Here is a 26,241-nt window from a genome sequence, read left to right on the forward strand (position 1 = left end):
CTCTCTAATTGGGATGGCGGCGCAGGCGCAGGAAGTCGTCGAGGGCGAGCAGGTTCCGCAGCCGGTGGATGCCGAGCGCGTAGAGCGCGCCGCCGCCGGCCAGCGCGGCGAGCAGGCCCGGCACGGTCGGGCCGAGGGCGTGCATCGCGAGCGCGGCCACGCCGCCGAAGGCCGCGATCGCCAGCGCGCCCGCCGCCATCGTGCCCCGGCCGAACGGGTGCAGCCCCAGCACCAGCCCGACCTGCAGCAACGGCACCAGGTTGTTGATCAGAACGGCCACCGCGAGCCCGATCGCCGCGCCCAGCGCGCCCATCGACGGGATCAGCAGCAGGTCCAGCGTGATCGTGACGACCAGCGCGAGCAGCACGTTCCACAGGTTCCAGGTGGTGCGCCCGGCCATGGTCAGCACCGAGTCCACCATCCCGCAGCCGGTGGAGAAGAGCATCGCGCTGCCCAGCACGACGACGATCGCGCCGCCGTCCCGGTAGCCGGAGCCGAACGCGCCCAGGTAGACCGGCGCGAACGTGATCACCACGAGGTAGAGCGGCCAGGCGGCGAGCACCAGCCAGCCGGTCGCGGCCTGGTAGAGCGCGTTCGCCCGATCCCGATCGCCGGTGGCCAGTGCCTCCGCCAGCCGGGGCTGCACCGCCTGCCCGATGCCCTGGTTGGCGAACTGGCCGAGCACCACGAACCGGCCCGCCACCGCGTAGAGCGCGGCCGCGGCGAGCCCGCCGAACGCGGCGACCAGCAGCACGTCGAGGCGCTGCAGCGCGAGCTGTGCGACGCTGGCGACCGCGCGCGGTCCGGTGAAGCGCCAGAAGCGGCGGCGCAGCAGTCGGCGCGCGCGCGACGTCGGCGCCTCCGCCGGGACCGGGCCGGACAGGTAGACGCGGCGCAGCGCGTACGCGCCGAGCAACGCCACCGGCAGGTACGGGCCGGCCCAGGCCAGCGCGTACCAGTGCGGTGGCAGCACGACCCAGGCCGCGGCGAGCGCGAGCCCGCCGATGCCGGCCAGCTGCAGCCCGGGCCGGACGATGCGCTCCAGCATGATCGTCGGCCGCAGCATCCGGTAGCCGCGGGTCGCGGTGAGCACCGCGTCCGCGATCGCGGCCAGTGGCAGGAAGACCGCCAGCATGCGCAGCTGCCCGGTGTGGTCGGCCACCACGGCCGGCGCGGAGTCCGGCGCGGTCAGCCCCGCCAGCGCGGGCGCGAACGTCCAGAGCAGCGCGGCCATCACCAGCGCGACCGCGCCGACCGGCGTCAGCCCGGTGCGCAGGCACTCGCCGAGCAGGTTCGCGTTGCCCCGCGCGCGCAGCCGGGCCGGCCAGTAGACCAGCGAGGTCTGCGTGCCGAGCCTGGCCAGCCCGGTGGCCAGCGCGAACATCGCGGTCGCGGCGAAGAACGCGCCCGCGTGGTCGGTGCCCAGCCCGCGCGCGACCAGCCAGGTCACGGCCAGGCCGGTGAGCCCGGTGAAGCCGACGCCGATCAGGTTCGCCAGCCCGCCCCGGGCGGCGCCGCCGACGCCCTGGACCGATTTTTCCAGAGCGGGCGGAGCCGCGTGTGCGCACAGCATGCCCGGCACGCTGCCGCAGATGGAGTGGTCGACCGTGCGGGGCAGGGCGCGCGTCGGCGCCCCCATCAGGCGCGCCAGACCGGGGTGTGCCCGAGCCAGGCGGTCAGCGCGCGGTCGTGCGGGGCGAAGTGCGCGGTCAGGTCCTCGCGCACCGCGGGGTCCATCGCGGTGCCGCGCGGACGGGCGTTGTGCTTCTCGAAGACCGGCAGGGAGAGGTGCGGCAGCTCCAGGAAGTTGAGCACGCGGTCGTAGACCGTCTCCGGCTCGGCGAAGAACCGCTCGCTCTCCACCACCAGGATGCGCTCGCGCGGGATGTGCGCGGCGACCGCGTCCAGGTAGCGGGCGTACTCACCGCGCGCGCGGTAGGCGTGGTGCTGGTGCGAGAACGAGTAGTAGTCCGGGTCCTCGGCCAGCCGCTCCTCCTGCCGGTGCAGCCGGGCCGGCTCCAGCGCCAGCGCCCGCGCGAACGACGGCTCCCTCTCGAAGCCGCGCGCCACCTCGTGTGCGTGCTGCGAGTAGGCGCGCTCGACCGGGTCCCGGACGAGCGCGATCAGCCGTGCCTTCGGCAGGTCGTGGGCGATCCGGGCCGCGGCCTGCGGGTGGTAGAGGTAGTACGGGCTGGACTCGAACGCCTGCGGGGGTACGCCGTGCCGCTCGCCCACCCGGTCCCCGGTGCTCTGCCGGGGGAAGTGCCCGCGGTACCAGCTCAGGCCCCGCCCGTACGATGTGTCGAAGTAGTGCACGCCCTTGTGCAGCACCGCCTTGAGCACCGCGGGATGTGCGGCCAGTGCACGGTAGAGCGAGGTGGTCCCGCACCGCTGCCCGCCCGCGATCAGGAACGACGGCAGCATGCGCGAGCCCGCGGTGAGCCGCCCGTAGGACCGGGACCCGAGGTGCACGATGTGCTTGACCGCACCCGGCACCCGCGACGATGTGATCATTTTCGATTGCCCTCCACACGACGGATGAGAACCGGCAGCAGCCAGCTGCCCAGGACGCCGAGCCGCGCGCCGGCCTCGGCCTGCCGGTCGATCAGGTAGCGGACGGCCAGGTCGACCAGGTAGAGCAGCGCGGTCAGCTCGCGCGCGCCGGGCGCCACCTCGAACGGGTGCAGCAGCTCGCCGGCGCGCTGCATGGTCGCCTCCAGCGCACCGGTCGCGTCCGGGCCGGACTGGACGCGGCGCTGCAGCTCGTGGTGCACCGCGTCGAAGCCGGCCGGCACGCCGGGGGTGAACCGCTCCCAGTCCCAGAGCAGCACCGTGTCGTCCAGCGCGGCCATGTTCCACGGTGCCCAGTCGCCGTGCCAGGCGCCGTACCGCAGGCTGATCTGCCCGGCACGGTCGGCCAGTAGTCGCGCCGCGCGCCCGAGCTGCGCGCCCTCCTCCCGGTTCGCCACCTCGGCCAGCCGATCGGTCAGGCTCCTCCAGTACGGGCTGGAGGTGAGCGGGCCGTAGGTGTATCCGAGGCAGCCGGCCACGTCCCGCATCGCGGCGGCGAGCCGGCGCGGCGACAGCGACGCCCGTGGCCGCCACACCGGCAGCGCGGACTGAACCAGCACCTGGTGCTCGCCCCACCGCCCGGCGTGCAGCACCCGCGGCACGGTCAGGTGCGGCAGCGGCGCGCCGTCCAGCGTGCGCAGCGCGGCCGTCTCCGCGGTGACCAGCTCCCGGGTCAGCGGCCCGGTGCCGAGCTTGACGAAGCCGCAGGTCGTGCCCCTGTCGTCGAGCAGCTGGAGCACGGGCTTGCGATTGGCCCGCGCCGGCCCGATGTGGATGCTCATCGCGGTCCGCTTGCCGAGCGCACGCTCCAGGTACGCGTCGATCGAAGCCTCGCGCGGCCCGTCGATTCGGATCCGATCGCGCATGAGCAGGCGGGACGCGCCGGTCTGTAGCGCCGCGACCACGGCCTCGCGCTTCAGCTTCGCGCCGCGGGACTGCGGCTCGGCGTAGCGGCGGACCGCGGCGGCGGCGATCCGGCGCGGGCGGGCCGGAACCAGCAGCCGGGCGCGGGCGCGGTCCGGGACCACCACGAACTCGATCGAGCCCGGCCCGTCCGTGGCGAACATCGGCGGCGGGTAGAGCACGCCCAGCACCTCGTCCAGGTACTGCGCCCGCAGCGCGGCGTCGTCCGCCGTCAGGCGCACCGGCGCGGTCTTTACCGTCACGTGGGAACTCCCTCTGAGGTGGTGCCGCCGCGCCACAGCAGCGCGTAGGCGAGGAACAGGAACGCCAGAGGGGTGACCAGCGCGTTGTACCAGAGCGTGGCCGAGAACGACGCGACGATCGCGCAGCTCGCGGCCAGGCCGGTGGGGCTGCGATCACGGCGGAAGCGCCACAGCCCGGACACGAAGAAGCCGAAGTAGGCGATCGTCCCGGTCAGGCCGTGCGCGTAGAGCAGCTGCCAGAGCTGCCCGTTGCCGCCGACCGTGAAGTTGCCGCACCGCTCGCAGGCGGAGCTCTCGCCGACCGCGATCGAGTTGCGGCCGCCGATCGTGGTGCGGGTGGAGCCGTAGCCGATCACCGGGGAGTGGACCGCGCCGTCCAGCGCGCGGCCGATCAGAAACGAGCGCACGCCGTCGGACTTGCCGTTGTCCAGTCGCGTGGTGACCGTGCTCCCCAGCGGGCTGACCAGGATGACCAGGACCAGCAGCGCGCTCGCGCCGAGGACGCCGAGCAGCAGCGCGATCCGGCCGGAGCGCAGCGCCACGTAGAGCACGACGACGCCGAGTCCGATCCACAGTCCGCGGTTCAGCGACTCCACCACCGGGATGAGCGAGATGAGTAAGCAGAGCGTGGCGAGCGCTTTTCTCCTGGCCGCCCAAACCACGAAAAATCCCACTAGAAGGCAGAAATTGTGGCCCCAGGTGTTCGTATAGCCCCATGGCGCGGCCGGGCGCGGGCGCGTCTCGCCGACCACGTCCATGATCTGCGCGGCGTACGGATGCACCATCGACCGCACGAAGCCCTTGTTCCGGACGCCGGCCGGCAGCATCATCTCGACCGGCGAGGTGAACGCGAAGTGCCCGGCGAACACGCCCAGCAGGCCGCCGGCCACGGTCACCACGAACAGCCAGCCGAGCAGTCCGACCAATCGGCGGCGGGGGAGTTCGCGCTCGGTGAGATTCCCGGTGTAGATCAGAAGCACGGTCAGCGACACGTACTGCGCGAGGCGGAACGCGACGCCGACGATCCGCGCGCCGGCCCGCTCCGGCACCGTGCCGGCCGGGTCCGCGCCGAGCGCACCGATGCTGATCACCACGACCGTGAGGAACAGCAGCCACCAGGCGAAACCGGGCGGCATCCGGACCGGCCGGCCGCGCGCCGCACCCCGGATCAGCAGCACCGTCATCGGCACGGCCAGGATCGGGAAGATCAGCACGCCCAGGCCGAGCGCCCACCACAGCGGATAGAGCAGCAACAACCCCGCGACCGGCCAGGCCGGAAGATCAAAACCCTCGCGGGGGTACGTCGTCGAGCGCTCCGCGAGGTGGGCGGAGTTCACCTCGCCGATCCGTCGGGGTCCGGGCGCTTGTCCTCCCGGGTCGCGGCCGCCACCGCGGAGATGTCGATGACCCGCGTCTCCGCGTCGGCCTCGCCCAGCCAGCCCGGCATCGTCGGCTCGGGCTTCGACGGGCTCGGCTTCTTCGCGGCCTCCGAACCGTACGTGCGGCTGGCCGGCTTCTTCGGCTGCGGCGGCGCGAGCGTCGGCCTCGGCGGCGGCAGCTCCTCGGCCGCCTTCGGCTCGATGCGCGGCAGCACCACGGCGCCGAGCAGCGGCGTACCCACCCGGCGCAGCTGCTCGGCCGCGTCCGCCACCTCCGGCCGGCGCGCGCGCCGCGTCTCGACCGCGACGATCGCCGCGTCCGCGAGACTGGCCAGGCTCTGCGCATCCGCGCTGCTGGACGTGGACGGCGCCTCGATCACCACGTACGCGGCCTGCCGGCGCAGCGTGCTGAGCATGTCGGAGAGCGCCTGCGACTGCATCAGGCCGCCCGCGGCCGCGGTGCCGCCGGTGGTGACCACGCGCAGCGACGGCACCCGCGGCGCCTGCTGCACCGCGTCGCTCAGCTGTGCCCGTCCGGCCAGCACCTCGGAGAGCCCGGGCTTGGCCGCGATGCCGAAGATCCGGGCGATCGGCGTGATCTCCACCATGCTCTCCGGCAGGTGCGCGCCGATCAGCACCACCTCGCTGCCGGTGCGGGCCAGCGCGGTGGCCAGGTTCGCCGCTACCAGCGTGGTGGCCGACCCGCGGCTGGCGCCGGTCACCACCACGATCTGGTCGTCCCGGCCGAGGCTGGCCAGCACCTCGTTGCGCAGCCGGTTGAACGCGCGGCCGCCCGGCCCGTACGGCTGGAGCACGTCGTCGAACCGGGGCGCGCTCCGGCCGTTGAGCGTGGCGAGCACCGGCACGCCGGCCCGGGCCACGTCCGACGCGGACCGCACCCGCCGGTCCAGGCGCTCCCACAGCGCCGCGGCCAGCAGGCCGAGCAGCAGCCCGATCATGCCGCCGGTGGCCAGGTTGAGCATCGTGTTCGGGCTGCTCGGCATGGATGGCAGCCGCGCGTCACTGATGATCGAGCCGACGCTGACCGTGGTGGTGGTCAGCTCGTTCAGCTTGCCGTTGAGCGAGTTCAGCTGGTTCTGCGTGGTCTGCCGCTGGCTCTCCAGGTTGGGCCGCTGCGAGCTCTCCCGGTCCACCCGGGCCAGCTGGTTGTTGACCTCGGTGAGCGTGGTGCTGAGCTGCTTGGTCTTGTCGGAGAGCGCCTTGATCGCGGCCTCGGTGCTGGCCGTGGCGGTCCGCTCCCGGTTCCGCAGGTACGCCTCGGCGAACGCGTGCGAGCCGGCCTGCGCGGCCGCGGGATCGGTCGCGGTGTACGTGATGACCAGCACGGACGTGTTCGCGGGCACCTCGACGCGGAGGCTCTTGGCGAGCTCGTCCGGTGGCAGTGGGCTGCGCAGCAACTCGGACGCGCCGGCCGCGACCGCGGTGGAGCGGACCAGCTGGGCCTCGGTGTCGAGGTTGACCTCACCCTTGGTGCGGCCGCCGGAGACGTTGGTGTCCTGGCCGGCCGGGGTGACCAGCACGCTGGTCGCGGACTCGTAGGCCTTGGGCATCCGTGCGGTGACGCCGGCCGCGATGCCGAGCCCGAGCAGCGCCAGGCCCGCCAGTACCCACCAGTGCCGCCGTAGTATCCCGAAATAACGGGACATGTCGTGGGACACCGGAGACGCGTCCATGGGTGTGGCGGCCCTTTCCAGCGGGATGCCGACCGTACGGTCGAAGTCGGGGCCGCCGGGAAAAACACCATAAAGCGGCCGAGAGCGGCGAATCGCCCCCGTGGGTTCAACGCCCAGCCCACCGCTACGTAACTATCGGCCGTCCACCGACCCGATCGGGGTCGGCACCCCCCCACATGATCAGGGCGTCCCCCACGTCGCTGGAACGACGTGGGGGACGCCCTGATCATGGGACGTGGTCAGCGGTGGGGTTCGAACCAGCCGTGCTCGGTCAGGTAGTCCATGACCAGTTTGACCGAGTCGGTCAGCGACAGGTCGCTGGTGTCGATGGTCAGCTCCGCGTCCGCCGGCGTCTCGTACGGATCGTCGATGCCGGTCATCCCGGTCAGCTCGCCGGCCCGCGCCTTCGCGTAGAGGCCCTTGCGGTCGCGCTGCTCGCAGACCTCCAGCGGCGTCGACACGTGCACCAGCACGAACCCGGCACCGGCCTGCGTCGCCATCTTCCGGGCCTCGGCGCGGGCGTCCGCGTACGGGGCGATCGGGCAGCAGATCGCCAGGCCCCCGTGCCGGGCCGCCTCGGCCGCGACCCAGCCGATCCGGCGCACGTTGCGGTCCCGGTCGGCCTTGCTGAACGTCAGCCCGGCCGACAGCTCGCGGCGCACCACGTCGCCGTCGAGCAGCGTCACGGACCGCTCGCCGGACTCGCGCACCGTGTCCGCGACGTGCCGGGCCACCGTGGACTTGCCCGAGCCGGAGAGCCCGGTCAGGAACACCACCAGGCCCCGGTGCCGGCGCGGCGGGCGCGCTCGGACCAGCTCCTTCGCCACGGCCGGCGGCGTGTGCCACTCCGGCAGCGGGAAGCCGCGGTCCAGCAGGTCGTTGATCTCCAGCTGGGACAGTGCCAGCTTGCGGTTGCGCGGCGGGATGTCGTCCCGCCACCGCCACTGACCGTCCCGGTTGTCGTAGGCCAGCTCGCGCGGCACCAGCACGCGCGGGCCGCCACCGGAGAGCGAGTCGCCGGTGGAGAGCAGGTGGGTCACGCCGTACGCCGCGGCCACCCGCGCGCGCAGCAGCGCGTCCGCGATCTCCTGGCCGCGCCGGGTCAGCGACACCGCGACCAGCGTCGCCGGGGGCATGCGATCCCGCGCCGCGAAGATCGCGCGGACCAGTGCCTCCGGCGGCAAGCCGTCCGGGCTGGCCTCCGCGATCGGGATGAGCACCAGCAGGTGCGCGCTGAGCTGCTTCGCCGCGTGCGCCAGCTGGGCGAGCTGCGGGCGGTGCAGCGGCTTGTCCGCGATCACGCCGAGCACGCGGCCCGGGGGCAGCAGCGCCTTGATCTCCTCCGGCGTGCGGCGCAGGCGCTGGAACGGGCCGTGCGTGCCGTCGCCGAGCCGCCGCACGTCGCCGCCGACGCCGTACATCCCGTTCTTGGCCGGCCAGGCGTCGGCGACCTCCATCGCCGCGACCGGCGCACCCTCCAAGTCGGTCAGCACCATCGCGCGCCCGACCGGGTTCGTCAGGTCCAGGCCCTCCGCGATCGCGGCCGGCACCTCCAGCGTGACCGGCGCCGGCCAGGAACGGTCGTCCGCGAGCCGCCCACGACGCTGCAGGCTGGTCAGATCGGCACGGCCGAGGAAGCCGGTCAGCGGGGCATAGGCGCCGGAGAGCAGCAGTTCCAGGTCGGCGAGCTCATACGCCCGGGGCGTATAAGCCGGCGCGTCCCGCAGCACGTCCTCGGGCAGCAACCACCCACCGCTGTTCATCCCACCCCCAAGACCAAGTAAGGCAGACAGTCTCTCAGCAGAACGCCCGATCGTGAAAGTCGGAGGGGGGCCGAGCGACAAATCAGTACCCCGGCTCGTTGTGCCGACGAGGTCGTCACCGGAGGGAGGGTCGCTCGCGCATGCGCCGCCGGATCCACCTGTCACTGGCCCTGCTGGCGGTCATCGTACTGGTGGTGGCCGCCGGCCTGCTCTGGTCGGGTCTGCGCGAGGACGACGGCGCGCCGCCGTCCGCGCCGGGCACGACGCCGCCGCCGCGCGCGGAGCCGGGCAGCCCGTCGCCGCCGGTACCGGAACCGCCGGCCACCGGACCGCCGGTCACCGGACCGCCGCCCGGGTCGAGCGGTCTCGGTCCCGCGCCGGGCGCGCCGGCGCCGGACGGGTGCCGGGTCGGCCCGAAGCTGGTGCCGACCTGCAACGTCCTCTGGGGGGCGGCGCCGGGCGCGTTCACGGAGGCGCGCGGCGCGCGGGCGCTGGCGGAGTACGAGGAGAGGACCGGGCGTACCCAGTCGGTCTACCACGCGTACCACCGGGGGATGAATGGTCTCTTCCCGACGGAGGAGGAGGTGGGGATCGCCGGTGACCCGGCCCGGCCGCGGATCCTGTTCCTGAACTGGAAGCCGTGGGACGCGAGCTGGGCGGAGATCGCGGACGGCGCCGCCGACGACTACCTGGACCGGCTGGCCGCGCACATCCGCGCGACCCACACCGAGCCGTTCTTCTTCACCGTGCACCACGAGCCGGAGGAGGAGGTGCGGCCGCGCCGCGGGTCGGAGTACACCGCGCACGACTACCGGGACATGTTCCGGCACGTGGTGCGGCGGCTGCGCGCCCGCGGCGTGGACAACCTGGTCACGGTCATGGTGCACATGGCCTACGTGCCCTACACGGCGGCACCCTGGTTCCCCGATCTCTACCCGGGTGACGACGTGGTCGACTGGGTGGCCTGGGACACCTACGCGTACAGCGAGCGCGATGAGTACGGCCACGGCGACTTCGCGGAGCTGATGAACCGCGTCTCCGGCGAGGAGCCGGACTGGCCGGGCTTCTACAACTGGGCGGTGGCCCGGCACCCGTCGAAACCGCTGATGGTCGCGGAGTGGGGTGTCTGGGCCAGCAACGCGAACCCGGGACACCAGGCGGACTTCTATCGCAGCGTCGGCCGCCAGATCGCCGGCTTCCCCCGGATCAAGGCGCTGCTCCACTTCGACACGCCGCACGACCAGCGCGGCCGCGACTCCCGCCCGGAGCGCACGTCCGACGGCCTGGCCGCCTACCGCGACCTCGGCCGCCTCCCGATCTTCCAGGTCGACGTGCGCTGAGAACGAAGGATCGAGGCGTCAGTCATGTCGTTCTGACGACATGACTGACGCCTCGATCACGGAACCGGAGGTCAGCTGGTCTCGGAGCTGGCGGTGAAGGAGCGGAGCCGGAAGACCGCGTAGAGCAGGCACAGCACCGTGACGATCACGCTCATCACGATGGTGACCGGCAGCGACACGTTCGCGGTCAGATACTCGGTCGGGAGGAACCGGTCGGCGTAGGTCACCGTGTATTGCCCGATGGACAGCACGCGGGTGCCGCTCACCAGGTTGCCGAGCAGGCCCTCCCAGATCAGTACGTAGAGCAGGCCGACCAGGACCGGACGGCGGCTGAGCAGGCTGAGCAGCAGGAACACGGCGGAGTAGATGACCGAGCCGATCGCGGCCGCACCGGCCAGCGCGAGGCCGAACCGGAAGTCCTGGACGAGCACGCCGCCCACGTAGAGCGGGATGGCGGCGGTGAGCGCGGTGACGCCGGACGCGACCAGGAACTTGGCCCAGACGATCTCGGCGCGGGACAGCGGCTTGGTGAGGATGTGCACGATCGTGCCATCGTCGATCTCGGAGCCGAGCACGCCGGTGCCGACGATGAGCGCGGTGACCGGCAGCAGCACCGCGATGCCGAGGCCGTTGATCACCAGCGGTCCCCAGTCGCCGGCGTTGATGCCGCTGACGCGCGCGAAGACGGCCAGCGCGACCAGCAGCAGCGGCAGCGGGAACAGCAGCAGGAACCGGCGGCGGCCGAACAGCCCGCGCGCGGTCATCCAGGCGATGGTCGGGTTGAACAGCATGGTCAGGCCTCCACCAGGTAGGAGAAGACGCTCTCCAGGGACTCGTCGGACGGGGTGAGCCGGCTGACCCGGATCCCCTCCTTGAGCGCGATCTTGGGCAGCGCCCGGGTGAAGCCGCCGTAGTCGGACGCGCGCACGGTCAGCCCGGTCGCGGCCAGCTCCACGCCGGCCACGGACGGCTGCGCCATCAGCGAGACCGCGAGCCGCCGGTCGTCGGTGGACGAGACCGCGAAGACGTGCGGCCGGTTCGACATCAGCCGCCGGATCTCGCGGTAGTCACCGGACGCGGCCAGCCGGCCGGAGACCATCACCTGGACGGTGCCGGAGAGCTGCTCGACCTCCTCCAGGATGTGCGAGCTGAACAGGATGGTCCGGCCCTCGGCGCCGAGCCGGTGCAGCAGCGACATCATGTGCATGCGCTGCCGCGGGTCCATGCCGTTGAACGGCTCGTCCAGCAGCAGCACCTGCGGCTCGTGCACCAGCGACGCGGCCACCCGGGTGCGCTGCCGCATGCCCTTGGAGTAGGTGTCGATGCGCCGGTCCTTGAACTGCGTCATCTCCACCAGGTCGAGCGCGGCTGCGGCCGCCTTCTCCGGTTCGGCGAGCTTGTGCAGGCGCGCGCCGGCCAGCACGAACTCGTGCGCGGTGAGGAAGCCGTGCACCGCCTCGCGCTCGCTGACCAGGCCCAGCTGCCGGTAGACGGCCGGGTTGCGCCACGCGGGCTGGTCGCCGACCGTGACCGTGCCGCGGGACGGCGAGAGGAACCCGGCCATCATGTGCAGCAGCGTGGTCTTGCCGGCGCCGTTCGGCCCGAGCAGGCCGGTCACGCCCGGTTCGAGCGTCATGGTGATGTCGTTGACGGCCACCACGTTCCCGAACCAGCGGGACACGCCGTTCATGGTCACCGTGGTCACGAGGCCACCTTCCGGTATCGGACGAGCAGGAGCGAGACGCAGAGCGCGAGCAGGGCCAGCGTGACCGCGCCGTAGAGCGGGCCGAACGACCCGATCCCGAACTCCTCGGGCATGCCCTCCGGGCGACCGAAGATCCACTGACCGACGCCGCCGACCAGCGTGGCCGGGCTGGCCAGCTGGGCGAGCTGCTGACCGGTCCGCGTGGTGGCGAAGGTGAGCACGCCGACCACCGGCGCGGTCACCAGGAACACCGCGACCGTGGCACCGGCCGCGACCGCGCGGCGGCTGACGAACGACGACACCAGCAGCGCGATCGAGCCGTAGACCAGTGCGAAGAGCAGCGCGTACGCGATACCGGGCGCGAACGCCTTGGTCTCGTCCCAGACCGCGCCCATTCCGTCGCCGCTGAACGCCGCGGTCAGGAACATGATCAGCATCGGCACGCCGAGCACCGCGAACCCGGCCGTGACCATCGCGGCCAGCTTGGCCAGCGGATAGTCCGCACGGCTCAGCGGCCGGGAGAAGTAGAGCGGCAGCACGCCGCTGCGCAGGTCCCGGGAGACCAGCTCCGGCGCGACCACGGCGCAGAACAGGATGAGCAGCATGCTCATCTGGTCCGGAAACGTCTCGTAGGTGAGCAGCTCCATGCCGGTCTGCGACTTGACCGCGGCCGCGACCACGCCGACGACCAGCATGATGCCGGCCACCGACCACGGGAAGATCTTCGCCTTGAACGTGCGGCCCAGCCCGAACGAGGCCCGCATGCCGTGCACGTAGAGCGCGGCGAACACGGAGCCACGGCCGAGGCGCGGGCCCTGGTAGCGGCGATAACCGATGTCGTGGATGACGGACATCAGGCGTCCTCCCTCGCGGCGAAGAGCTCGGCCACCCGGTGGCGGCGCTGCTCCAGGCGGTGCAGCGGCAGGTCCAGGTCGGCCACGGTGGCCAGGACCGTGTCATAGGCGGTGTCCGGGTCCGTGCCGAGCGGCACCAGCAGCAGCCGCCCCTCGCGCGTCGGCGGCAGCCCGGCCGCGGCGAGCCGGTGACCCAGCTCGTCCGTGCCCTCGCTGACCTCGACCGCGAGCACGGCGGTGCTTGTCGTCATCGTGGAGATCTCCGCGGATCGCAGCAGCTTGCCGCCGTCGATGGCGATCAGCGAGTCGCAGATCCGCTCGACCTCGCCGAGCAGGTGCGAGCAGACCACCACGGAGATGCCGAACTCGGAGCCGATCCGCGCGATCAGGTTGAGCATCGCGTCGCGGCCGGCCGGGTCCAGGCCGTTCGTCGGCTCGTCGAGTAGCAGCAGGTCGGGGTCGTGGACCAGCGCCTGGGCCAGCTTCACGCGCTGCTTCATGCCGGTCGAGTAGCCGCCGATCTGCCGGTAGCGCTCCTCGTACAGCCCGACGTGGCGCAGCGCCTCCGAGGCCCGCTCGCGTGCGGCCGTGCGCGGCAGCCCGCTTATCCGGCCGAGATGGGTCACGAACTCGGCCGCGGACAGCTCCGGCGGCAGGCAGTCGTTCTCCGGCATGTATCCGACGCGCTTACGCACGTCGGCGGCCTGGGTCGTGGGGTCCAGCCCGAGCACGCGCAGGGATCCGCTGGTCGGTGCCAGCAGACCCAGCAGCAGCTTGATCAGGGTGGACTTGCCGGCCCCGTTCGCACCGACCAGGCCGACGACGCCCGGCCCCACGCTCAGCGTCAGGTCCGACAGCGCGGTGACGCGTCCGCCGTAGACCTTCGTCAGGGATTGGGTCGCGATCAATGTCACGGGGTTGAGCCTAGGCCCGCCGCGCACCATGCGAATCAGGAATCAACCCCGGACACACCCTCAAAAGCAAGATCAAAACCCTGAGGAGCATCAGGGGGTACGGGCGTGAGCCGCGTACCCCTGATGATCGAGGTTTGTCAGCCGGTGTTGCGCATGCCGGCGGCGATGCCGTTGACCGTGGTCAGCAGCGCCCGCTCCAGCGTGGTGGCGTCGCTGTAGCCGCGGCGCGCCCCCGCCTGGCCCGAGCCGGCGTCGCGGTACTGGCGGAGCAGCGCGACCTGCAGGTGGTGCAGCGGCTCCAGGTAGGTGTCGCGGACCCCGAGCGTGCGGGACAGCACCGGGTTGCCCTCCAGCAACCCGGTCTCGCCGGTGATCGCCAGGACCTCGCGCACGGTCCGCGCGTACTCCTCCTCGATCGTGGCGAATATCGGCTGCAACGCCTCGGGGACGAGCGTCTCCACGTACCGCCGGGCGATCTTCAGGTCGGTCTTGGTCAGCATCATCTCGACGTTGGACAGGAACGTCCGGAAGAACTGCCAGTCCGACCACATCTCGCCGAGCACGTCGCCGAGCCCGGCCTCGCGCGCCGCGGCCAGGCCGGTGCCGACGCCGAACCAGCCGGGGACGATCTGCCGGCTCTGCGTCCAGCCGAAGACCCACGGGATCGCGCGCAGCCCGCCGAGGCCGGCGTCCGCGTTCGGCCGCTTGGCCGGGCGGGAGCCGATGTTCAGCGCGCCGAGCAGCTCGGTCGGCGTGGACGCCCAGAAGTACGCGGGCAGGTTCGGGTTCTCCACCAGCCGCCGGTACGCGCCGAACGCGGCCTCCGAGGCGACGTCCATCGCGCCGTCCCAGCGCTCCAGGCTCTCGTCCGGCACGCGCGGCTTGGTGTGCAGCAGCGTGGCCTGGAGCACCGCGGCCACGGTCAGCTCCAGATTCTCCCGGGCCAGCGCGGGCAGCGTGTACTTGTCGGAGATGACCTCGCCCTGCTCGGTCACCTTGATCGCGCCCTCCAGCGTGCCGTACGGCTGGGCCAGGATCGCCTCGTGGGTCGGTCCGCCACCGCGCCCCACCGTGCCGCCGCGGCCGTGGAACAGCCGCAGCCGGACGCCGTGCCGCGCCGCCACGTCCCGCAGCGAGCGCTGGGCCTTGTGGATCTCCCACTGCGACGTGGTGATGCCGGCCTCCTTGTTGGAGTCCGAGTAGCCGAGCATGACCTCCTGCACGTCGCCGCGCGCCTTGACGATCGCGCGGTACGCCGGGAGCGACAGCAGCTCATCCAGCATCCGGCCGCCGGAGTTCAGCTCCGCCGGCGTCTCCAGCAGCGGCACGATGTTGATCCGGGCACGCTTGGAGTGCACGTCGATCAGGCCGGCCTCGCGGGCCAGCACCGCGGCCGCGAGCACGTCGTCCGGGCCGAGCGTCATCGAGATGATGTAGGTCTCGACCACGTCGTCGCCGAACCGCTCCTGCGCGGCCCGGATCGTGCCGAACACGTCGAACGTCTTGCGCGCCGCGTCGGTCAGCGGCGTGTCCGCGCTGGACAGCGGCCGGCGCCCGGTCAGCTCGCCGGCCAGCAGCTCGGTGCGCTGCGCGCGGGTCAGCGTGGTGTAGTCGCCGACCTCGCCGACCTGCCCGTACATCTGGGCGAGCACGGCGTGGTGGGCCTCCGCGTGCTCGCGCACGTCCATCGTGGCCAGGTGCATGCCGAACGCGGACACGCTGCGGATCGTGGAGGAGAGCCGGCCGACCGCGGTGAGCTGCCCGGAGTTGCGGGCCAGCGACGCGCGGATCAGCTCCAGGTCGCCGATCAGCTCCTCGGTGCCGAGGTAGTCGCGGCCCGGCACGTGTGGCGTGCTCTGCGACAGTCGGGTCCGCGTGTTCGCCAGCTTCGCCTTGATGCAGCGGATCTTCAGCCGGTACGGCTCCTCCGCGTTCACCCGGCGGAACCGCGCCGCCACCTCGGGCAGCGCGTCCAGGTCCTTGGCCAGGCTGGCGGAGAGGTCGAGCGAGACGCCGCGCAGCCGCCGGGACACGGAGATCTCCGTGATCAGCTTGTCCATCGCGGCCTCGGTCGCCTGGATGCCGTGCTCGTGCTGGATGATCAGCACATCCCGGGTGACGGCCGGCGTGACGAACGGATTGCCGTCCCGGTCGCCGCCGATCCAGGTGCCGAACGTGATCGGCCGCGCGGTCGGCGACGTCTCCACGCCCAGCGAGCGCAGCGTCTCGGCCAGGTCGTCGAGCACCTGCGGCGCGGCGTCCGCGTAGAGGTCCTTGAGGTAGAAGACCGCGTTGCGCGCCTCGTCCGTCGGGTCCGGCCGGTCCAGCCGCAGCTCGTCGGTCTGCCAGATCAGGTCGATCAACTCGGCCAGCCGGCGGGACGCGGTCGTGTTGTCCTTCGCGCCGTAGAGCACCGCGGCGGCCTGCTCCGCGTCCAGCTGGTCGGCGAGCGCGCGCAGCTTGGTCAGCACGGACCGGCGGGACGCCTCGGTCGGGTGCGCGGTGAAGACCGGGCGGATCGCGAGCCGGCGGGCCGCGGTGGCGATCTCGTCGGCCGGGACGCCGGCCTCCGCGATCAGCTTCGCCGCCTGGTCCAGCCAGCCGCCCGAGGTGGCGCGCTGCCGGCGCAGGTCCCGCGAGCGGTGCACCTGCTCGGTGATGTTCGCCAGGTGGAAGTAGGTGGAGAACGCGCGGGCCAGCTGGGTGCCGGTGGTGACCTCCATGGCCGCGAGCCGGGAGGCCGCGGCGTCCGCGTCCGTGCGCACCTGGGCGCGGATCTCCTCGACCAGGTCCAGGAGCGGCTTGCCCTCCTGCCGCGCCAGGGTCTGCCCCAGCAGTGTGCCCAGCCGGCGGATGTCTGCGCGGAGTGCGGCGTCAGGACCGTCGTGGTCGCTGTGCCCTGCACCGGAAAGCTGTTCGGTCACAGAAAGCGCTCCTCCCATGCGAACGAAGGACAGCGCTGTCCGACTTGTGCGCGATCGTATCGGCGACGCGTAGCGCTGTCGTCACCGTGGTGAGCCTTGTCTCAGGCTGTGGTCCCAGTTACCACCCTATGACGGCTTCGCGGCCGCGTCGTGGCGTTCTTGCGCCTCGATCATCGCGTCGGTGTTGTTGCCGAACCAGATCATCATCGCGCACAGCGGCTCGGCCAGCCCTTCGCCGAGCCCGGTCAGGCTGTAGGTGACCTGCGGCGGAACGGTCGGCTCCACACGCCGGTCGACCAGGCCGTGCCGGACCAGCGACTTCAGGTTCTGGGAGAGCATCTTCTGGCTGATGCCGCCGACCTTCTGGTGCAGCGCCGAGAAACGGTGCGGGCCGGTGATCAGCGCCGCGATGACCAGCACTGCTCGCACCTCAACCCCGAAAGCTCAGTATGTCCGGTCTTGTTCCGCAGCCCGGACGGCCTCGGCGTGGGTCAGGGCGGCCCGGCGCAGCGCGGCCTCGGCGTCGAGACCGGACGCGCGGGCCTTCGCGACCCGGCGCAGCAGCTCAGAGCCAAGATCAGGATCGTCCGGCATCGGTACGGGCACGCCCGCGCGCTCCGCCCGCTGGAGGATCTTGGCGGCCAGGGAGAGCGCGGGCTGGGAGAGGGCGATGCCGTCCATCGCCGAGTCGCGGGACTTCTCCGCGCGCTTGATCTGCTCCCAGTTCTCGATGATCTCGTCGATGCCGCTGACCTCGGTGTCCGCGAAGACGTGCGGGTTGCGGCGGATCATCTTCTCGACCAGCGTGCCGGCCACGTCGTCGACGGTCCAGCGCTCGTCCTCGGGCAGTTCCTCGGCCAGGCGCGCGTGCAGCACCACCTGGAGCAGCACGTCGCCGAGTTCCTCGCGGAGCATGTCCAGGTCGCCGGTCTCGATCGCGTCGTAGGCCTCGTAGGCCTCCTCGAGCAGGTATTGCGCGAGCGTGGCGTGCGTCTGCTGCCGCTTCCACGGGTCGCCGCCGGGGGAGACCAGCCGGTCGATCACGGTGACCGCGTCCAGCAGGCGCGCGCCCGGCGGATCCCACGAGCCGTAGCGCAGCTCCAACTCGGCCAGGCCGGGCTCGCGGGCCAGCCGCAGGCCGAGCGTCCGGGCCATGTCCTGGTCCCCGGTCGGCCCGGCCAGCCAGACCACGGTGCCGTGCGCGATCGCGGCGTCCAGCACGGCCTCGGCGACCGGCACGGCATGCCGGTCCGGCGCGGCCGAGAGCCCTGGTGTGGCGGCGGGTTGTGGCGCGGCCGAGAGCCCTGGTGTGGCGGTGGGATGCGGCGCGATCACGGTGACGTTCGCGCCGGCCGCGCGCAGCGCGTGGACCTGCGCGTTCTCCTCGGAGGCGAGCACCGGGTGGCGGCGCACCAGGTCCCAGGCGTCGGCGGTCAGCAGGCCCGCGGGCAGGCGCGGCGAGGTGACGAGCAGGACGATCTGCGGCATGCCGACCAGCATGCCGCAGGCGATCAGCTCGTCGTGACGACGGTCCCGGCCTGGAGGTAGGGCATCCGGTACGGGAACGACTGGTTGTTCGCCGAGGCGATCATGGGCACCGCGACCGGCAGGTACTTCGGGTTGACCACGGTGCCGGCCTTCTCGGCCTCGTCGCGCAGGAGGTCGGAGACGGTCAGCGGCAGGGCTGCGAACTCGCCGCCGCCGAACTGCTCGCGCACCACCGGCGCGGACAGCCCCGGGTCGATCGCGTGCGCGTCGACCAGCGCGTCGTAGACGGTCATCATCCGGTCGTCGGTGACCTCGGCGGGCGCGACCTCGTCCTGCAGCGTGTCGTAGAGCCGGTACCACTCCTGGTAGAGCGCCACATACCGCGTTTCGGCCGGCACGCCGAGCACGGACTCGATCAGCTCGGCCGGGACCTCGGGCCGGGTCGGGGTCAGCCCGCGCGCGTCGGCGACGCGGTGGCCGAGGTCGAGCGTGAGCAGCAGGTCGACCACGTGCCGCCGGGTGATCGGCAGGCTCGGCCGTTCCAGTTGCTCGCCGGGCGCGGCGGCTGTGCCCGTGACCAGCTTCGCCTGGTCGGCCTCGAAGGCCGTGCGCGCGTCGTCGAAGATCGCGTCGACGGAGCGCTGTGTGAACGTCACGTCGCCGATGTAGGCGGCCACGGCCGGGCTCTGCTGGGCGCACCCGCTGAGGGCGAGCGCGGCCACGCAGACGAAAGCCGCATAACGGGCAGGTCGCATAGAGATCACTCTATCACGTGACGAGATGATCACTCTGCGACGCGCCGACGTGATCGAGGCGTCCGGCGATGCTGACAGAACGGCTGGGGACGCCTCGATCACGGGGTCAGCGGGCGGCGGGCACCGGGTCGCCGAGAACGTCCTTGAGGAGCTGGGCGCACCAGTCGAGCAGCGCCTGGTCGCGGAGCGGGTCGCCGCCGACCCGGCGGGTCATCGGGCGCGGCACGCTGACCTGGTCGGTCGCCTGCTTGTAGACCGAGTCCGGGTGGTACCGCTTGAGCCGCAGCTGCTTCGAGTCCGGCAACGGCAGCGGCGCGAACCGCACGTGCTTGCCCTGCAACGTCACCTCGGTCAGCCCGTAGGCCTTCGCCACCAGCCGGAACCGGGCGACCGCCAGCAGGTTCGCGACCGGGGCCGGCGGCTCGCCGTACCGGTCGGTCATCTCCGCCACGATCTCCTTGAGCGCGATCTCGTCCCGCGCCTCCGCGAGCTTGCGGTACATCTCCAGGCGCAGCCGCTCCACGCCGATGTAGTCGTGCGGCAGGTGTGCGTCCACCGGCAGGTCGATCTTGACCTCCTGGACCTCCTCCGGCCGCTCGCCCTTGAACTGCGACACCGCCTCGCCGACCATCCGCACGTAGAGGTCGAAGCCGACGCCCTCGATGTGCCCGGACTGCTCGCCGCCGAGCAGGTTGCCGGCGCCGCGGATCTCCAGGTCCTTCATCGCCACGTACATACCGGCGCCCAGCTCGGTGTGCTGCGCGATGGTGGCCAGCCGCTCGTGCGCGTGCTCGGTCAGCGGCTTCTCGCGCGGGTAGAGGAAGTACGCGTACGCCCGCTCCCGGCCCCGGCCCACGCGACCGCGGATCTGGTGCAGCTGGGCCAGGCCGAGCAGGTCGGCACGCTCCACGATCAGCGTGTTCGCGTTCGGGATGTCGATGCCGGACTCGACGATCGTGGTGCAGACCAGGACGTCGAACTCCTTCTCCCAGAAGCCGACCATGACCTTCTCCAGCGCCTCCTCGGACATCTGCCCGTGCGCCACCGCGACCCGCGCCTCCGGCACCAGCTCGCGCAGCTTCCGCGCGGCCCGGTCGATCGACTCGACCCGGTTGTGCAGGTAGAAGACCTGGCCGTCGCGGAGCAGTTCACGGTGGATGGTGGCGGCGATCTGCTTCTCCTCGGACGGGCCGACGAACGTGAGCACCGGGTGCCGCTCCTCGGGCGGCGTGGCGATCGTGGACATCTCCCGGATGCCGGTGATCGCCATCTCCAGCGTGCGCGGGATCGGCGTGGCGGACATGGTCAGCACGTCCACGCTGGCCCGCAGCGTCTTCAGGTGCTCCTTGTGCTCGACGCCGAACCGCTGCTCCTCGTCCACGATGACCAGGCCGAGCTGCTTGAACCGGGCCGCGGCGGAGAGCAGCCGGTGCGTGCCGATCACGATGTCCGCGCTGCCCTCGCCGGCCATCGCCAGCGTCTGCTCCGCCTCCTTCGGCGTCTGGAACCGTGACAGCTGGCGGATCTCGACCGGGAACTGCCCCATCCGCTCGGCGAACGTGTTGTAGTGCTGCTGGGCCAGCAGCGTGGTCGGCACCAGCACCGCGACCTGCTTGCCGTCCTGCACCGCCTTGAACGCGGCCCGCACCGCGATCTCGGTCTTGCCGTAGCCGACGTCGCCGCAGATCAGCCGGTCCATCGGGACCTGCTGCATCATGTCGTGCTTGACCTCTTCGATCGCGGCCAGCTGGTCCGGCGTCTCGGTGTAGGGGAACGCGTCCTCCAGCTCGCGCTGCCACGGCGTGTCCGGGCCGAACGCGTGCCCCTTCTGCGCCTGGCGGGCCGCGTAGAGCTGGATCAGCGAGGCGGCGATCTCCTTGACCGCCTTCTTCGCGCGCGCCTTCGCTTTCTGCCAGTCGCTGCCGCCCATCTTGTGCAGCGTGGGTGCCTCACCGCCGACATAGCGCGACAACTGGTCGAGCTGATCCGTGGGTACGAACAGCCGGTCGCCGGGCTGGCCGCGCTTGGCCGCCGCGTACTCGATGACCAGGTATTCCCGGTCGGCGCCGTTCACCTTCCGCTGGACCAGCTCGACGTACCGCCCGATGCCGTGCTGTTCGTGCACCACGTGGTCGCCGGCCCTCAGCTCCAGCGGGTCGATCGTGTTGCGGCGGCGCGACGGCATCTTGCCCATCGCCTTCGTGGTCGCGCCCCGGCCGCCGGTCACGTCGTTGCCGGTCACCACCGCGATCCGGGCGCGCTCGTCCACGAAGCCGTGGTTGAGCCCGCCGCAGACGATCGTGATCTGCCCGGCCGCCGGCGCGTCCGTCAGCCCGTCGGCCATCACCGTGCCGAGGCCGGCGTCGCGCAGCACCTCGGCCGCGCGGTTGGCCGGGCCCTTCGCCTCGAAGACCAGCACCACCGACCAGCCGTCGCCGGACCAGCGCTTCAGGTCGTCGACCAGCCGGCCGGTCTCTCCGTGGTATAGCGGCGCGGCCTGCGCGGCCAGCGCGATGTCGTCGCCGGCGTCCGGCGTGACGTGGGTCTGCACCGCGTCTTCCCAGGGCGGCGTCTCGGTCTCCCCGGAGTCCAGCCCGAACGGCGACACCGACCACCACGCCTGACCCAGCCGGCCCGCCTCCGCGCGAACCTCCGACAGGCTGCGGAAGGCCGCCGCGCCGACGTCGATCGGCGCCTCACCGCCGACCGCGGCCGCGGCCCAGCTGGCCTGCAGGAACTCCTCGCTGGTCCGCACCAGGTCGTGCGCCCGGGTGCGGATCCGCTCCGGGTCGCAGAGCAGCACGTGCGTGTCCCGCGGCATGCAGTCCAGTAGCAGCTCCATGCTGTCCGTGCCGTCGAGCAGCGCCGGGGCCAACGACTCCATGCCCTCCACCGGGATGCCCTCGGCCAGCTTGGACAGGATCTCGCCCAGCTCCGGGTGGGCGGCGGCCAGCGCGGCCGCGCGCTCGCGCACGTGCGGCGTGAGCAGCAGCTCCCGGCACGGCGGCGCGAACAGCTCGGCGGCCGGCTCGATGGTGCGCTGGTCGGCGACCGCGAACGTGCGGATCTCCTCGACCTCGTCGCCCCAGAACTCCACGCGCAGCGGGTGCTCCTCGGTCGGCGGGAACACGTCCAGGATGCCGCCGCGGACCGCGAACTCGCCGCGCTTCGTCACCAGGTCGACCCGCGCGTACGCCAGGTCGACCAGTCGCTCGACCGTCTCCTCCAGCGCGGCCTCGCCACCCGGGCGCAGCACCACCGGCTCCAGGTCGCCGAGGCCCTTGAGCTGCGGCTGCAGCACCGACCGGACCGGCGCGACCACGACCCGCGCCGGGCCGCCCTCGCCCGGGTGCGCGAGCCGGCGCAGCACGGCCAGCCGCTTGCCGACCGTGTCCGACCGGGGGGAGAGGCGCTCGTGCGGCAGCGTCTCCCAGGCCGGGAACGCGACCACCTGCTCCGCCGGGATCAGGCAGCCCAGCGCGTCGACCAGGTCGTCGGCCTCGCGCGAGGTGGCGGTGACCACGAGCACCGGGCGCCCGGCACCGCCGGACTTCACGGCGGCCGCGACGGTCGCCACGATGAACGGCCGCAGCGGCGCCGGTGCGGTCAGGCCCAGCTCGGCCGCCTCCGGCCCGCCGGTGCGGGCCAGGTCGCGGGCGCGGGCCAGGCCACCGTCGGCGAGCGCGGCGGAAAGGAGGCCGGCGAGCTTCATTGCAATCCCCCGTAGGACGACACGGCGTTTACCCCGCGCCCAGTCTGGACGGGGGGTACGACACCCAGACTACGCCGATCCGCGGCCCGACCCGTGGATCAGCGGTGGGTCGGGCGTCCGAGCGCGGGTCCGGAGTTCGGCTGAATCCGTTGGTGGCGGGGTCACCCACGTCGCACCGGGTGTGCGACCGAGCAGCTCGGAGCGCTTGCAAGGTCTCTCGGGCCGGAGCGCATGGATCATCCGGCTGCACAGAACCACCACGCGAGGAGGACCACACGGTGCGGGTACTGCTGCTCGTCTCCGCCTTCAACGGACTCAGCCAGCGCGTCTGGTGCACGCTCCGGGAGGCGGGACACGAGGTCGGTGTGCTGCTCGCGACCGGCGAACGGGACATGATCGAGGGGGTCCGCGCGGCGCGCCCGGACGTGATCCTCTGCCCGTACCTGACTCACCGGGTGCCGGCCGAGATCTGGTCCGAGTGGCGCACGATCATCATCCACCCGGGCCCGGTCGGCGACCGGGGGCCGTCCTCGCTCGACTGGGCGATCACCGAGGCCGAGCCGTACTGGGGGGTCACCGCGCTTCAGGCGGTGGAGGAGATGGACGCCGGCCCGATCTGGGCCACCCGGATCTTCCGGCTGGCCAGTTCCCCGCCGCGCAAGTCCGCGCTCTACAACGGCCCGGTCGCGGACGCGGCCATCGCCTGCGTGCAGGAGGTGATGACGAAGGCGGCCGACCCCGCGTTCCGGCCGGTCCCGGCCGAGCGGATGCCGCACGAGGTGCCGAACGCGCGTCCGCGCCCGCTGATGCGCCAGTCCGACCGCGCGTTCGGGTGGGACGAGGGCAGCGAGCGCATCATCCGGCGGATCCGGGCCGCGGACGGTGCGCCCGGCGTGCGCACCGAGGTGCTGGGCATGCCGGTCTTCGCGTACGACGTGCATCCGGGCAGCGGCACCGTGTCCGGCGCGGCGCCGGGGACCGTGCTGTGCCGGCGGCAGGGCGCGATCATGGTGGCGACCGGCGACGGCAGCGTGTGGCTCGGCCACCTGCGCCAGGCTGATCCGGAACGGGCCACGGCCGCGGCGGATCCGGAACGGACCACGGTGGCGGCGGGACCGGCGGGCACCTGGCCCCGGGGCGTCAAGCTGCCGGCCGCGGTGGTGCTCGGGCGGCGGCTGCACGGCGTACCCCATGCGCCGTTGCCGTTGGGTTCCGAGGTGGAGGTGCCGGGCGCCTACCGGCAGATCCGGTACCGCCGGACCGCGGACGTCGGCTGGCTGACGTTCGACTTCTACAACGGCGCGATGTCGGCCGGGCAGTGCCGCCGGCTGCTCGGCGCGTTCCGGCACGCGGCCGGCCAGGACACGCGGGTGCTGGTGCTGGGCGGGAGCACCGAGGCGTTCAGCAACGGCATCCACCTGAACCAGATCACGGCGGCGACCGATCCGGCCGCCGCCGCCTGGGCGAACATCAGGGCCATCAACGCGGTCTGTACGGAGATCATCGAGTGCACCCGGCAGGTGGTGATCGCGGCCTACCCCGGCAACGCGGGCGCCGGCGGCGTGATGCTCGGCCTGGGCGCGGACGTGGTGGCCGGTCGCGAGGAGATCGTGCTCAACCCCTACTACGACATCGGCCTGTACGGGTCGGAGCTGCACACCTACACGCTGCCGCGCCGGGTCGGTGCGATCTGCGCGGAGCGGCTGCTCGGCGAGAAACTGCCGGTCAACGCGGCACACGCGCGCACGATCGGGCTGCTGGACGAGGTCGGGCCGCGGCACCCCGACGCGTTCGCGGACTGGCTCGCCGAACTCGCCGCCCGGTACGCCGAACCGCAGCTCAACCGCCGGACGCGCAGCCGTAAGGCGCGCGCGCTCACGTCCGGCCTGCCGCTGGCCGTGCACGAGGTGCGGGAGCTGGCGGAGATGAGCCACGACATCTTCGGCGACCGGTCCGGGTTCGTGGCGGCGCGGCACGCGTTCGTCCACAAGGTGCGCCCGACCGCCACCCCGGCCCGGCTGCTGCCGAACACGCAGAACGAGGCGTTCCTGCCGGCGCCGAACGGCTCGGCCGGCAACGCGAAGCGGCCCGTCCCGGCACCACCGCCCGGCACGCAGAACCAGGGCAAGAACCGTCAGCACGTACGGCCGCGCTCGTCCGCCGCCTCGGACACGCCGCAGGCGGTGCGCCCGGCCGTGCCCGCACAGGCGGGCTGACGGCCCAGGACCCGAGGCCGGCCGGTACCGGTCAGGCCGGCCTCTCCGGTGGGCCTCGTGCGACGGGTGGTGCGTCGCACGAGGCCCACCTCCTGCTTCTTCGCGCCGCGGTGTCAGCGCGGGGCAGGCTTCTGCGGTTAGATTGATCGCCATGTCGGATTTCGTGCCTGTCGCCGAGCGCATCGTCGACGCGATCCTCGCGAGTGAGCCGGTCACCGCCTTCTACGCGGGGGACCACACCCACGACGACCGCCTGCCGGACCACTCGGCCGGCGCGGTCACCGAGCGCACCGCGATGCTGATCGACGCGGGCAACGCGCTGGCCCAGCTGGACTCCGACGGGCTCGAACCGGAGGACCAGGTCGACCACGCGATCCTGACCACCATGGTCGAGCGGCGCCTGCTGGAGCTCACCGAGATCCGCGAGCACGAGTGGAACCCGCTGCTGCACAATCCCGGCCCGCTGCTGCACGGCCTGATGGCTCGCCGGTTCGCGCCGGTGGCGGAGCGGCTGGAGTCGCTGGCCGGGCGGCTCGCCGCGGTGCCGGACGCGGTCGCCACCGCGCGCGCGGTGCTGCACGACTGCCCGCGGATCCACGTCGAGACCGCGGCCGGTCAGTTCGCCGGCGCGGCCGGGCTGATCCGCGACGAGCTGCCCGCGCTGCTGGCCGAGGAGCCGTCGCTGGCCGGCCGGATCACGCCGCTGGCCGCCCGCGCGGCCGAGGAGCTGGACGGGTTCGCCGATCATCTGCGCGGTCTCGGCTCGGACGGCCGCTCACCGCGGCTCGGACGGCGGCAGTGGGAGGCCCGGCTCTGGCACACGCTCGACACCGAGCTGTCCGCGGCCGAGGTGCTGCGCCGCGCCGAGGACAACCTGGAGCGGGTCGGCGAGCGGATCAGGGAGACCGCGGCGGAGCTGACCGGCGGGCCGGCCACGGACGAGACCGTGCGGCGTGCGCTGGCCCAGCTGGCCGAGGAACGGCCGGACAACGACACGATAGTGGACTTCGCCCGGGTCACCATGGCCGAGACCACGGAGTTCGTCCGGTCGCACGGAATCGTCACCATCCCGGACGACGAGTGCGTGATCGAGGCGATGCCGGAGTTCGCGCGGGGTATCAGCGTCGCCTACTGCGACCCGCCCGGCCCGATGGAGACCGCGGACGTCCCCACGTTCTACTGCATCGCGCCGGCGCCCGCGGACTGGTCGCCCGCGCGGGTGGAGTCGCTCTACCGCGAGTACAACCACCACATGGTCCGCAACCTCACCGTGCACGAGGCGATGCCGGGCCACTTCGTCCAGCTCGCGCACGCCCGGCGGTACCGCGGCAACACGCGGGTCCGCGCGCTCGGCTGGTCCGACCCGTTCGTCGAGGGCTGGGCCGTGCACGCGGAGGAGTCCCTGGCCGACCACGGCTTCGGTGGCCTGCAGGTGCGCATGCAGCAGCTCAAGATGCAGCTGCGGATGACCATGAACGCGGTGCTCGACCAACTCGTGCACGCCGAGGACCTGTCCGAGGACGAGGCGATGCGGATGATGACCGGCCGCGCGTTCCAGGAGGACGGTGAGGCCGCCGGCAAGTGGCGCCGGCTGCTGCTCACCTCGACGCAGCTGTCCACCTACTTCGTCGGCTACACCGAGGTCTCCGCGATCGCGGCGGCCCGGCCGCCGTCGGTCCCGGTCGGCGCCTGGCACGACGCCATGCTCGCGCACGGCTCACCGTCCCCCCGGCACCTCCGCGCGCTGCTGGGCGTCTGAC

18 protein-coding genes are annotated in these 26,241 nt (G+C 72.5%); 3 read left to right on the top strand and 15 right to left on the bottom strand.

All coding sequences use genetic code 11. The annotated features are described in order from the left end of the window. Positions 1 to 4: 4 nt before the first annotated feature. The 6 genes from J2S43_RS38835 to cysC all read right to left on the bottom strand — a co-directional run bounded on the left by J2S43_RS38835 (position 5) and on the right by cysC (position 8,573). A complete protein-coding gene (locus J2S43_RS38835; RefSeq protein ID WP_306838034.1) occupies positions 5 to 1,639 on the bottom strand; it encodes a lipopolysaccharide biosynthesis protein in 1,635 nt (544 codons plus the stop codon). Further along, entirely contained in the window at positions 1,639 to 2,514 is an 876-nt protein-coding gene (locus J2S43_RS38840) for a sulfotransferase (protein WP_306838036.1), read from the bottom strand. Before J2S43_RS38840 ends, J2S43_RS38835 begins: the two co-directional genes overlap by 1 nt. Beyond that, positions 2,511 to 3,737 (bottom strand): protein kinase family protein, encoded by a 1,227-nt coding sequence (locus J2S43_RS38845; RefSeq protein ID WP_306838037.1) that lies wholly within the window; start codon positions 3,735 to 3,737, stop codon positions 2,511 to 2,513. The genes J2S43_RS38840 and J2S43_RS38845 overlap by 4 nt, the downstream gene beginning before the upstream one ends. Continuing rightward, positions 3,734 to 5,074 carry a hypothetical protein gene (locus J2S43_RS38850; protein WP_306838038.1) on the bottom strand — a complete coding sequence of 447 codons (1,341 nt, stop codon included), beginning with the start codon at positions 5,072 to 5,074 and terminating at the stop codon, positions 3,734 to 3,736. The genes J2S43_RS38845 and J2S43_RS38850 overlap by 4 nt, the downstream gene beginning before the upstream one ends. After that, complete coding sequence (locus tag J2S43_RS38855; protein ID WP_306838039.1) at positions 5,071 to 6,783, bottom strand: tyrosine-protein kinase domain-containing protein; 1,713 nt, start codon at positions 6,781 to 6,783, stop codon at positions 5,071 to 5,073. Before J2S43_RS38855 ends, J2S43_RS38850 begins: the two co-directional genes overlap by 4 nt. A 266-nt stretch (positions 6,784 to 7,049) precedes the next feature. After that, a complete protein-coding gene (gene cysC / locus J2S43_RS38860) occupies positions 7,050 to 8,573 on the bottom strand; it encodes an adenylyl-sulfate kinase (RefSeq protein ID WP_306838041.1) in 1,524 nt (507 codons plus the stop codon). A gap of 140 nt (positions 8,574 to 8,713) precedes the next feature. On the opposite strand from cysC, the gene J2S43_RS38865 reads away from it, so the two are divergent. Beyond that, the gene (locus J2S43_RS38865; RefSeq protein ID WP_306838042.1) at positions 8,714 to 9,913 is read left to right on the top strand and encodes a glycosyl hydrolase; all 1,200 of its coding nucleotides are present in this window, start codon (positions 8,714 to 8,716) and stop codon (positions 9,911 to 9,913) included. Between the two features lie 71 nt (positions 9,914 to 9,984). Here J2S43_RS38865 and J2S43_RS38870 read toward each other — a convergent pair whose 3' ends face one another. From J2S43_RS38870 to mfd, 9 genes are all read right to left on the bottom strand, one after another. Further along, positions 9,985 to 10,704 (bottom strand): ABC transporter permease, encoded by a 720-nt coding sequence (locus tag J2S43_RS38870; protein WP_306838043.1) that lies wholly within the window; start codon positions 10,702 to 10,704, stop codon positions 9,985 to 9,987. 2 nt (positions 10,705 to 10,706) lie between these two features. Then, positions 10,707 to 11,603, bottom strand: a complete 897-nt coding sequence (locus J2S43_RS38875) for an ABC transporter ATP-binding protein (RefSeq protein WP_306839753.1) — start codon at positions 11,601 to 11,603, stop codon at positions 10,707 to 10,709. Positions 11,604 to 11,614: 11 nt separating this feature from the next. Continuing rightward, complete coding sequence (locus J2S43_RS38880) at positions 11,615 to 12,472, bottom strand: ABC transporter permease (protein ID WP_306838045.1); 858 nt, start codon at positions 12,470 to 12,472, stop codon at positions 11,615 to 11,617. Further along, on the bottom strand, positions 12,472 to 13,386 hold the full coding sequence (locus tag J2S43_RS38885) for an ABC transporter ATP-binding protein (protein ID WP_306838047.1): 915 nt from the start codon (positions 13,384 to 13,386) through the stop codon (positions 12,472 to 12,474). The genes J2S43_RS38880 and J2S43_RS38885 overlap by 1 nt, the downstream gene beginning before the upstream one ends. A gap of 137 nt (positions 13,387 to 13,523) precedes the next feature. Then, complete coding sequence (ppc, locus tag J2S43_RS38890; RefSeq protein WP_306838049.1) at positions 13,524 to 16,310, bottom strand: phosphoenolpyruvate carboxylase; 2,787 nt, start codon at positions 16,308 to 16,310, stop codon at positions 13,524 to 13,526. 126 nt (positions 16,311 to 16,436) lie between these two features. Next, positions 16,437 to 16,730, bottom strand: coding sequence for a winged helix-turn-helix transcriptional regulator (locus tag J2S43_RS38895; RefSeq protein ID WP_306838051.1), 294 nt, complete (start codon positions 16,728 to 16,730; stop codon positions 16,437 to 16,439). 24 nt (positions 16,731 to 16,754) lie between these two features. Beyond that, on the bottom strand, positions 16,755 to 17,798 hold the full coding sequence (locus tag J2S43_RS38900; protein ID WP_306838053.1) for a nucleoside triphosphate pyrophosphohydrolase: 1,044 nt from the start codon (positions 17,796 to 17,798) through the stop codon (positions 16,755 to 16,757). A 23-nt stretch (positions 17,799 to 17,821) separates the two neighbouring features. Continuing rightward, positions 17,822 to 18,553 carry a hypothetical protein gene (locus J2S43_RS38905; RefSeq protein WP_306838055.1) on the bottom strand — a complete coding sequence of 244 codons (732 nt, stop codon included), beginning with the start codon at positions 18,551 to 18,553 and terminating at the stop codon, positions 17,822 to 17,824. 106 nt (positions 18,554 to 18,659) lie between these two features. Then, the gene (gene mfd, locus J2S43_RS38910; RefSeq protein WP_306838057.1) at positions 18,660 to 22,265 is read right to left on the bottom strand and encodes a transcription-repair coupling factor; all 3,606 of its coding nucleotides are present in this window, start codon (positions 22,263 to 22,265) and stop codon (positions 18,660 to 18,662) included. A 278-nt stretch (positions 22,266 to 22,543) separates the two neighbouring features. Between mfd and J2S43_RS38915 the strand changes: the two genes are divergently transcribed. Together J2S43_RS38915 and J2S43_RS38920 are read left to right on the top strand one after the other, a co-directional pair. Continuing rightward, a complete protein-coding gene (locus J2S43_RS38915) occupies positions 22,544 to 24,481 on the top strand; it encodes an enoyl-CoA hydratase-related protein (protein ID WP_306838059.1) in 1,938 nt (645 codons plus the stop codon). Positions 24,482 to 24,632: 151 nt separating this feature from the next. Beyond that, positions 24,633 to 26,240, top strand: coding sequence for a DUF885 domain-containing protein (locus tag J2S43_RS38920; RefSeq protein ID WP_306838060.1), 1,608 nt, complete (start codon positions 24,633 to 24,635; stop codon positions 26,238 to 26,240). The last annotated feature ends 1 nt before the right edge of the window (position 26,241 follow it).

It is taken from the genome of Catenuloplanes nepalensis, assembly GCF_030811575.1.
Taxonomy (GTDB): Bacteria; Actinomycetota; Actinomycetes; order Mycobacteriales; family Micromonosporaceae; genus Catenuloplanes; species Catenuloplanes nepalensis.

Excerpts from the sequence above, each read along its gene's own strand:
- J2S43_RS38880 (WP_306838045.1), bottom strand. The coding sequence starts at position 12,472 with ATGTCCGTCATCCACGACATCGGTTATCGCCGCTACCAGGGCCCGCGC.
- J2S43_RS38840 (WP_306838036.1), bottom strand. The coding sequence starts at position 2,514 with ATGATCACATCGTCGCGGGTGCCGGGTGCGGTCAAGCACATCGTGCAC.
- J2S43_RS38855 (WP_306838039.1), bottom strand. The coding sequence starts at position 6,783 with ATGTCCCGTTATTTCGGGATACTACGGCGGCACTGGTGGGTACTGGCG.
- J2S43_RS38875 (WP_306839753.1), bottom strand. The coding sequence starts at position 11,603 with ATGAACGGCGTGTCCCGCTGGTTCGGGAACGTGGTGGCCGTCAACGAC.
- J2S43_RS38870 (WP_306838043.1), bottom strand. The coding sequence starts at position 10,704 with ATGCTGTTCAACCCGACCATCGCCTGGATGACCGCGCGCGGGCTGTTC.
- J2S43_RS38865 (WP_306838042.1), top strand. The coding sequence starts at position 8,714 with ATGCGCCGCCGGATCCACCTGTCACTGGCCCTGCTGGCGGTCATCGTA.
- cysC (WP_306838041.1), bottom strand. The coding sequence starts at position 8,573 with ATGAACAGCGGTGGGTGGTTGCTGCCCGAGGACGTGCTGCGGGACGCG.
- mfd (WP_306838057.1), bottom strand. The coding sequence starts at position 22,265 with ATGAAGCTCGCCGGCCTCCTTTCCGCCGCGCTCGCCGACGGTGGCCTG.
- J2S43_RS38920 (WP_306838060.1), top strand. The coding sequence starts at position 24,633 with ATGTCGGATTTCGTGCCTGTCGCCGAGCGCATCGTCGACGCGATCCTC.
- J2S43_RS38835 (WP_306838034.1), bottom strand. The coding sequence starts at position 1,639 with ATGGGGGCGCCGACGCGCGCCCTGCCCCGCACGGTCGACCACTCCATC.
- J2S43_RS38905 (WP_306838055.1), bottom strand. The coding sequence starts at position 18,553 with ATGCGACCTGCCCGTTATGCGGCTTTCGTCTGCGTGGCCGCGCTCGCC.
- J2S43_RS38900 (WP_306838053.1), bottom strand. The coding sequence starts at position 17,798 with ATGCCGCAGATCGTCCTGCTCGTCACCTCGCCGCGCCTGCCCGCGGGC.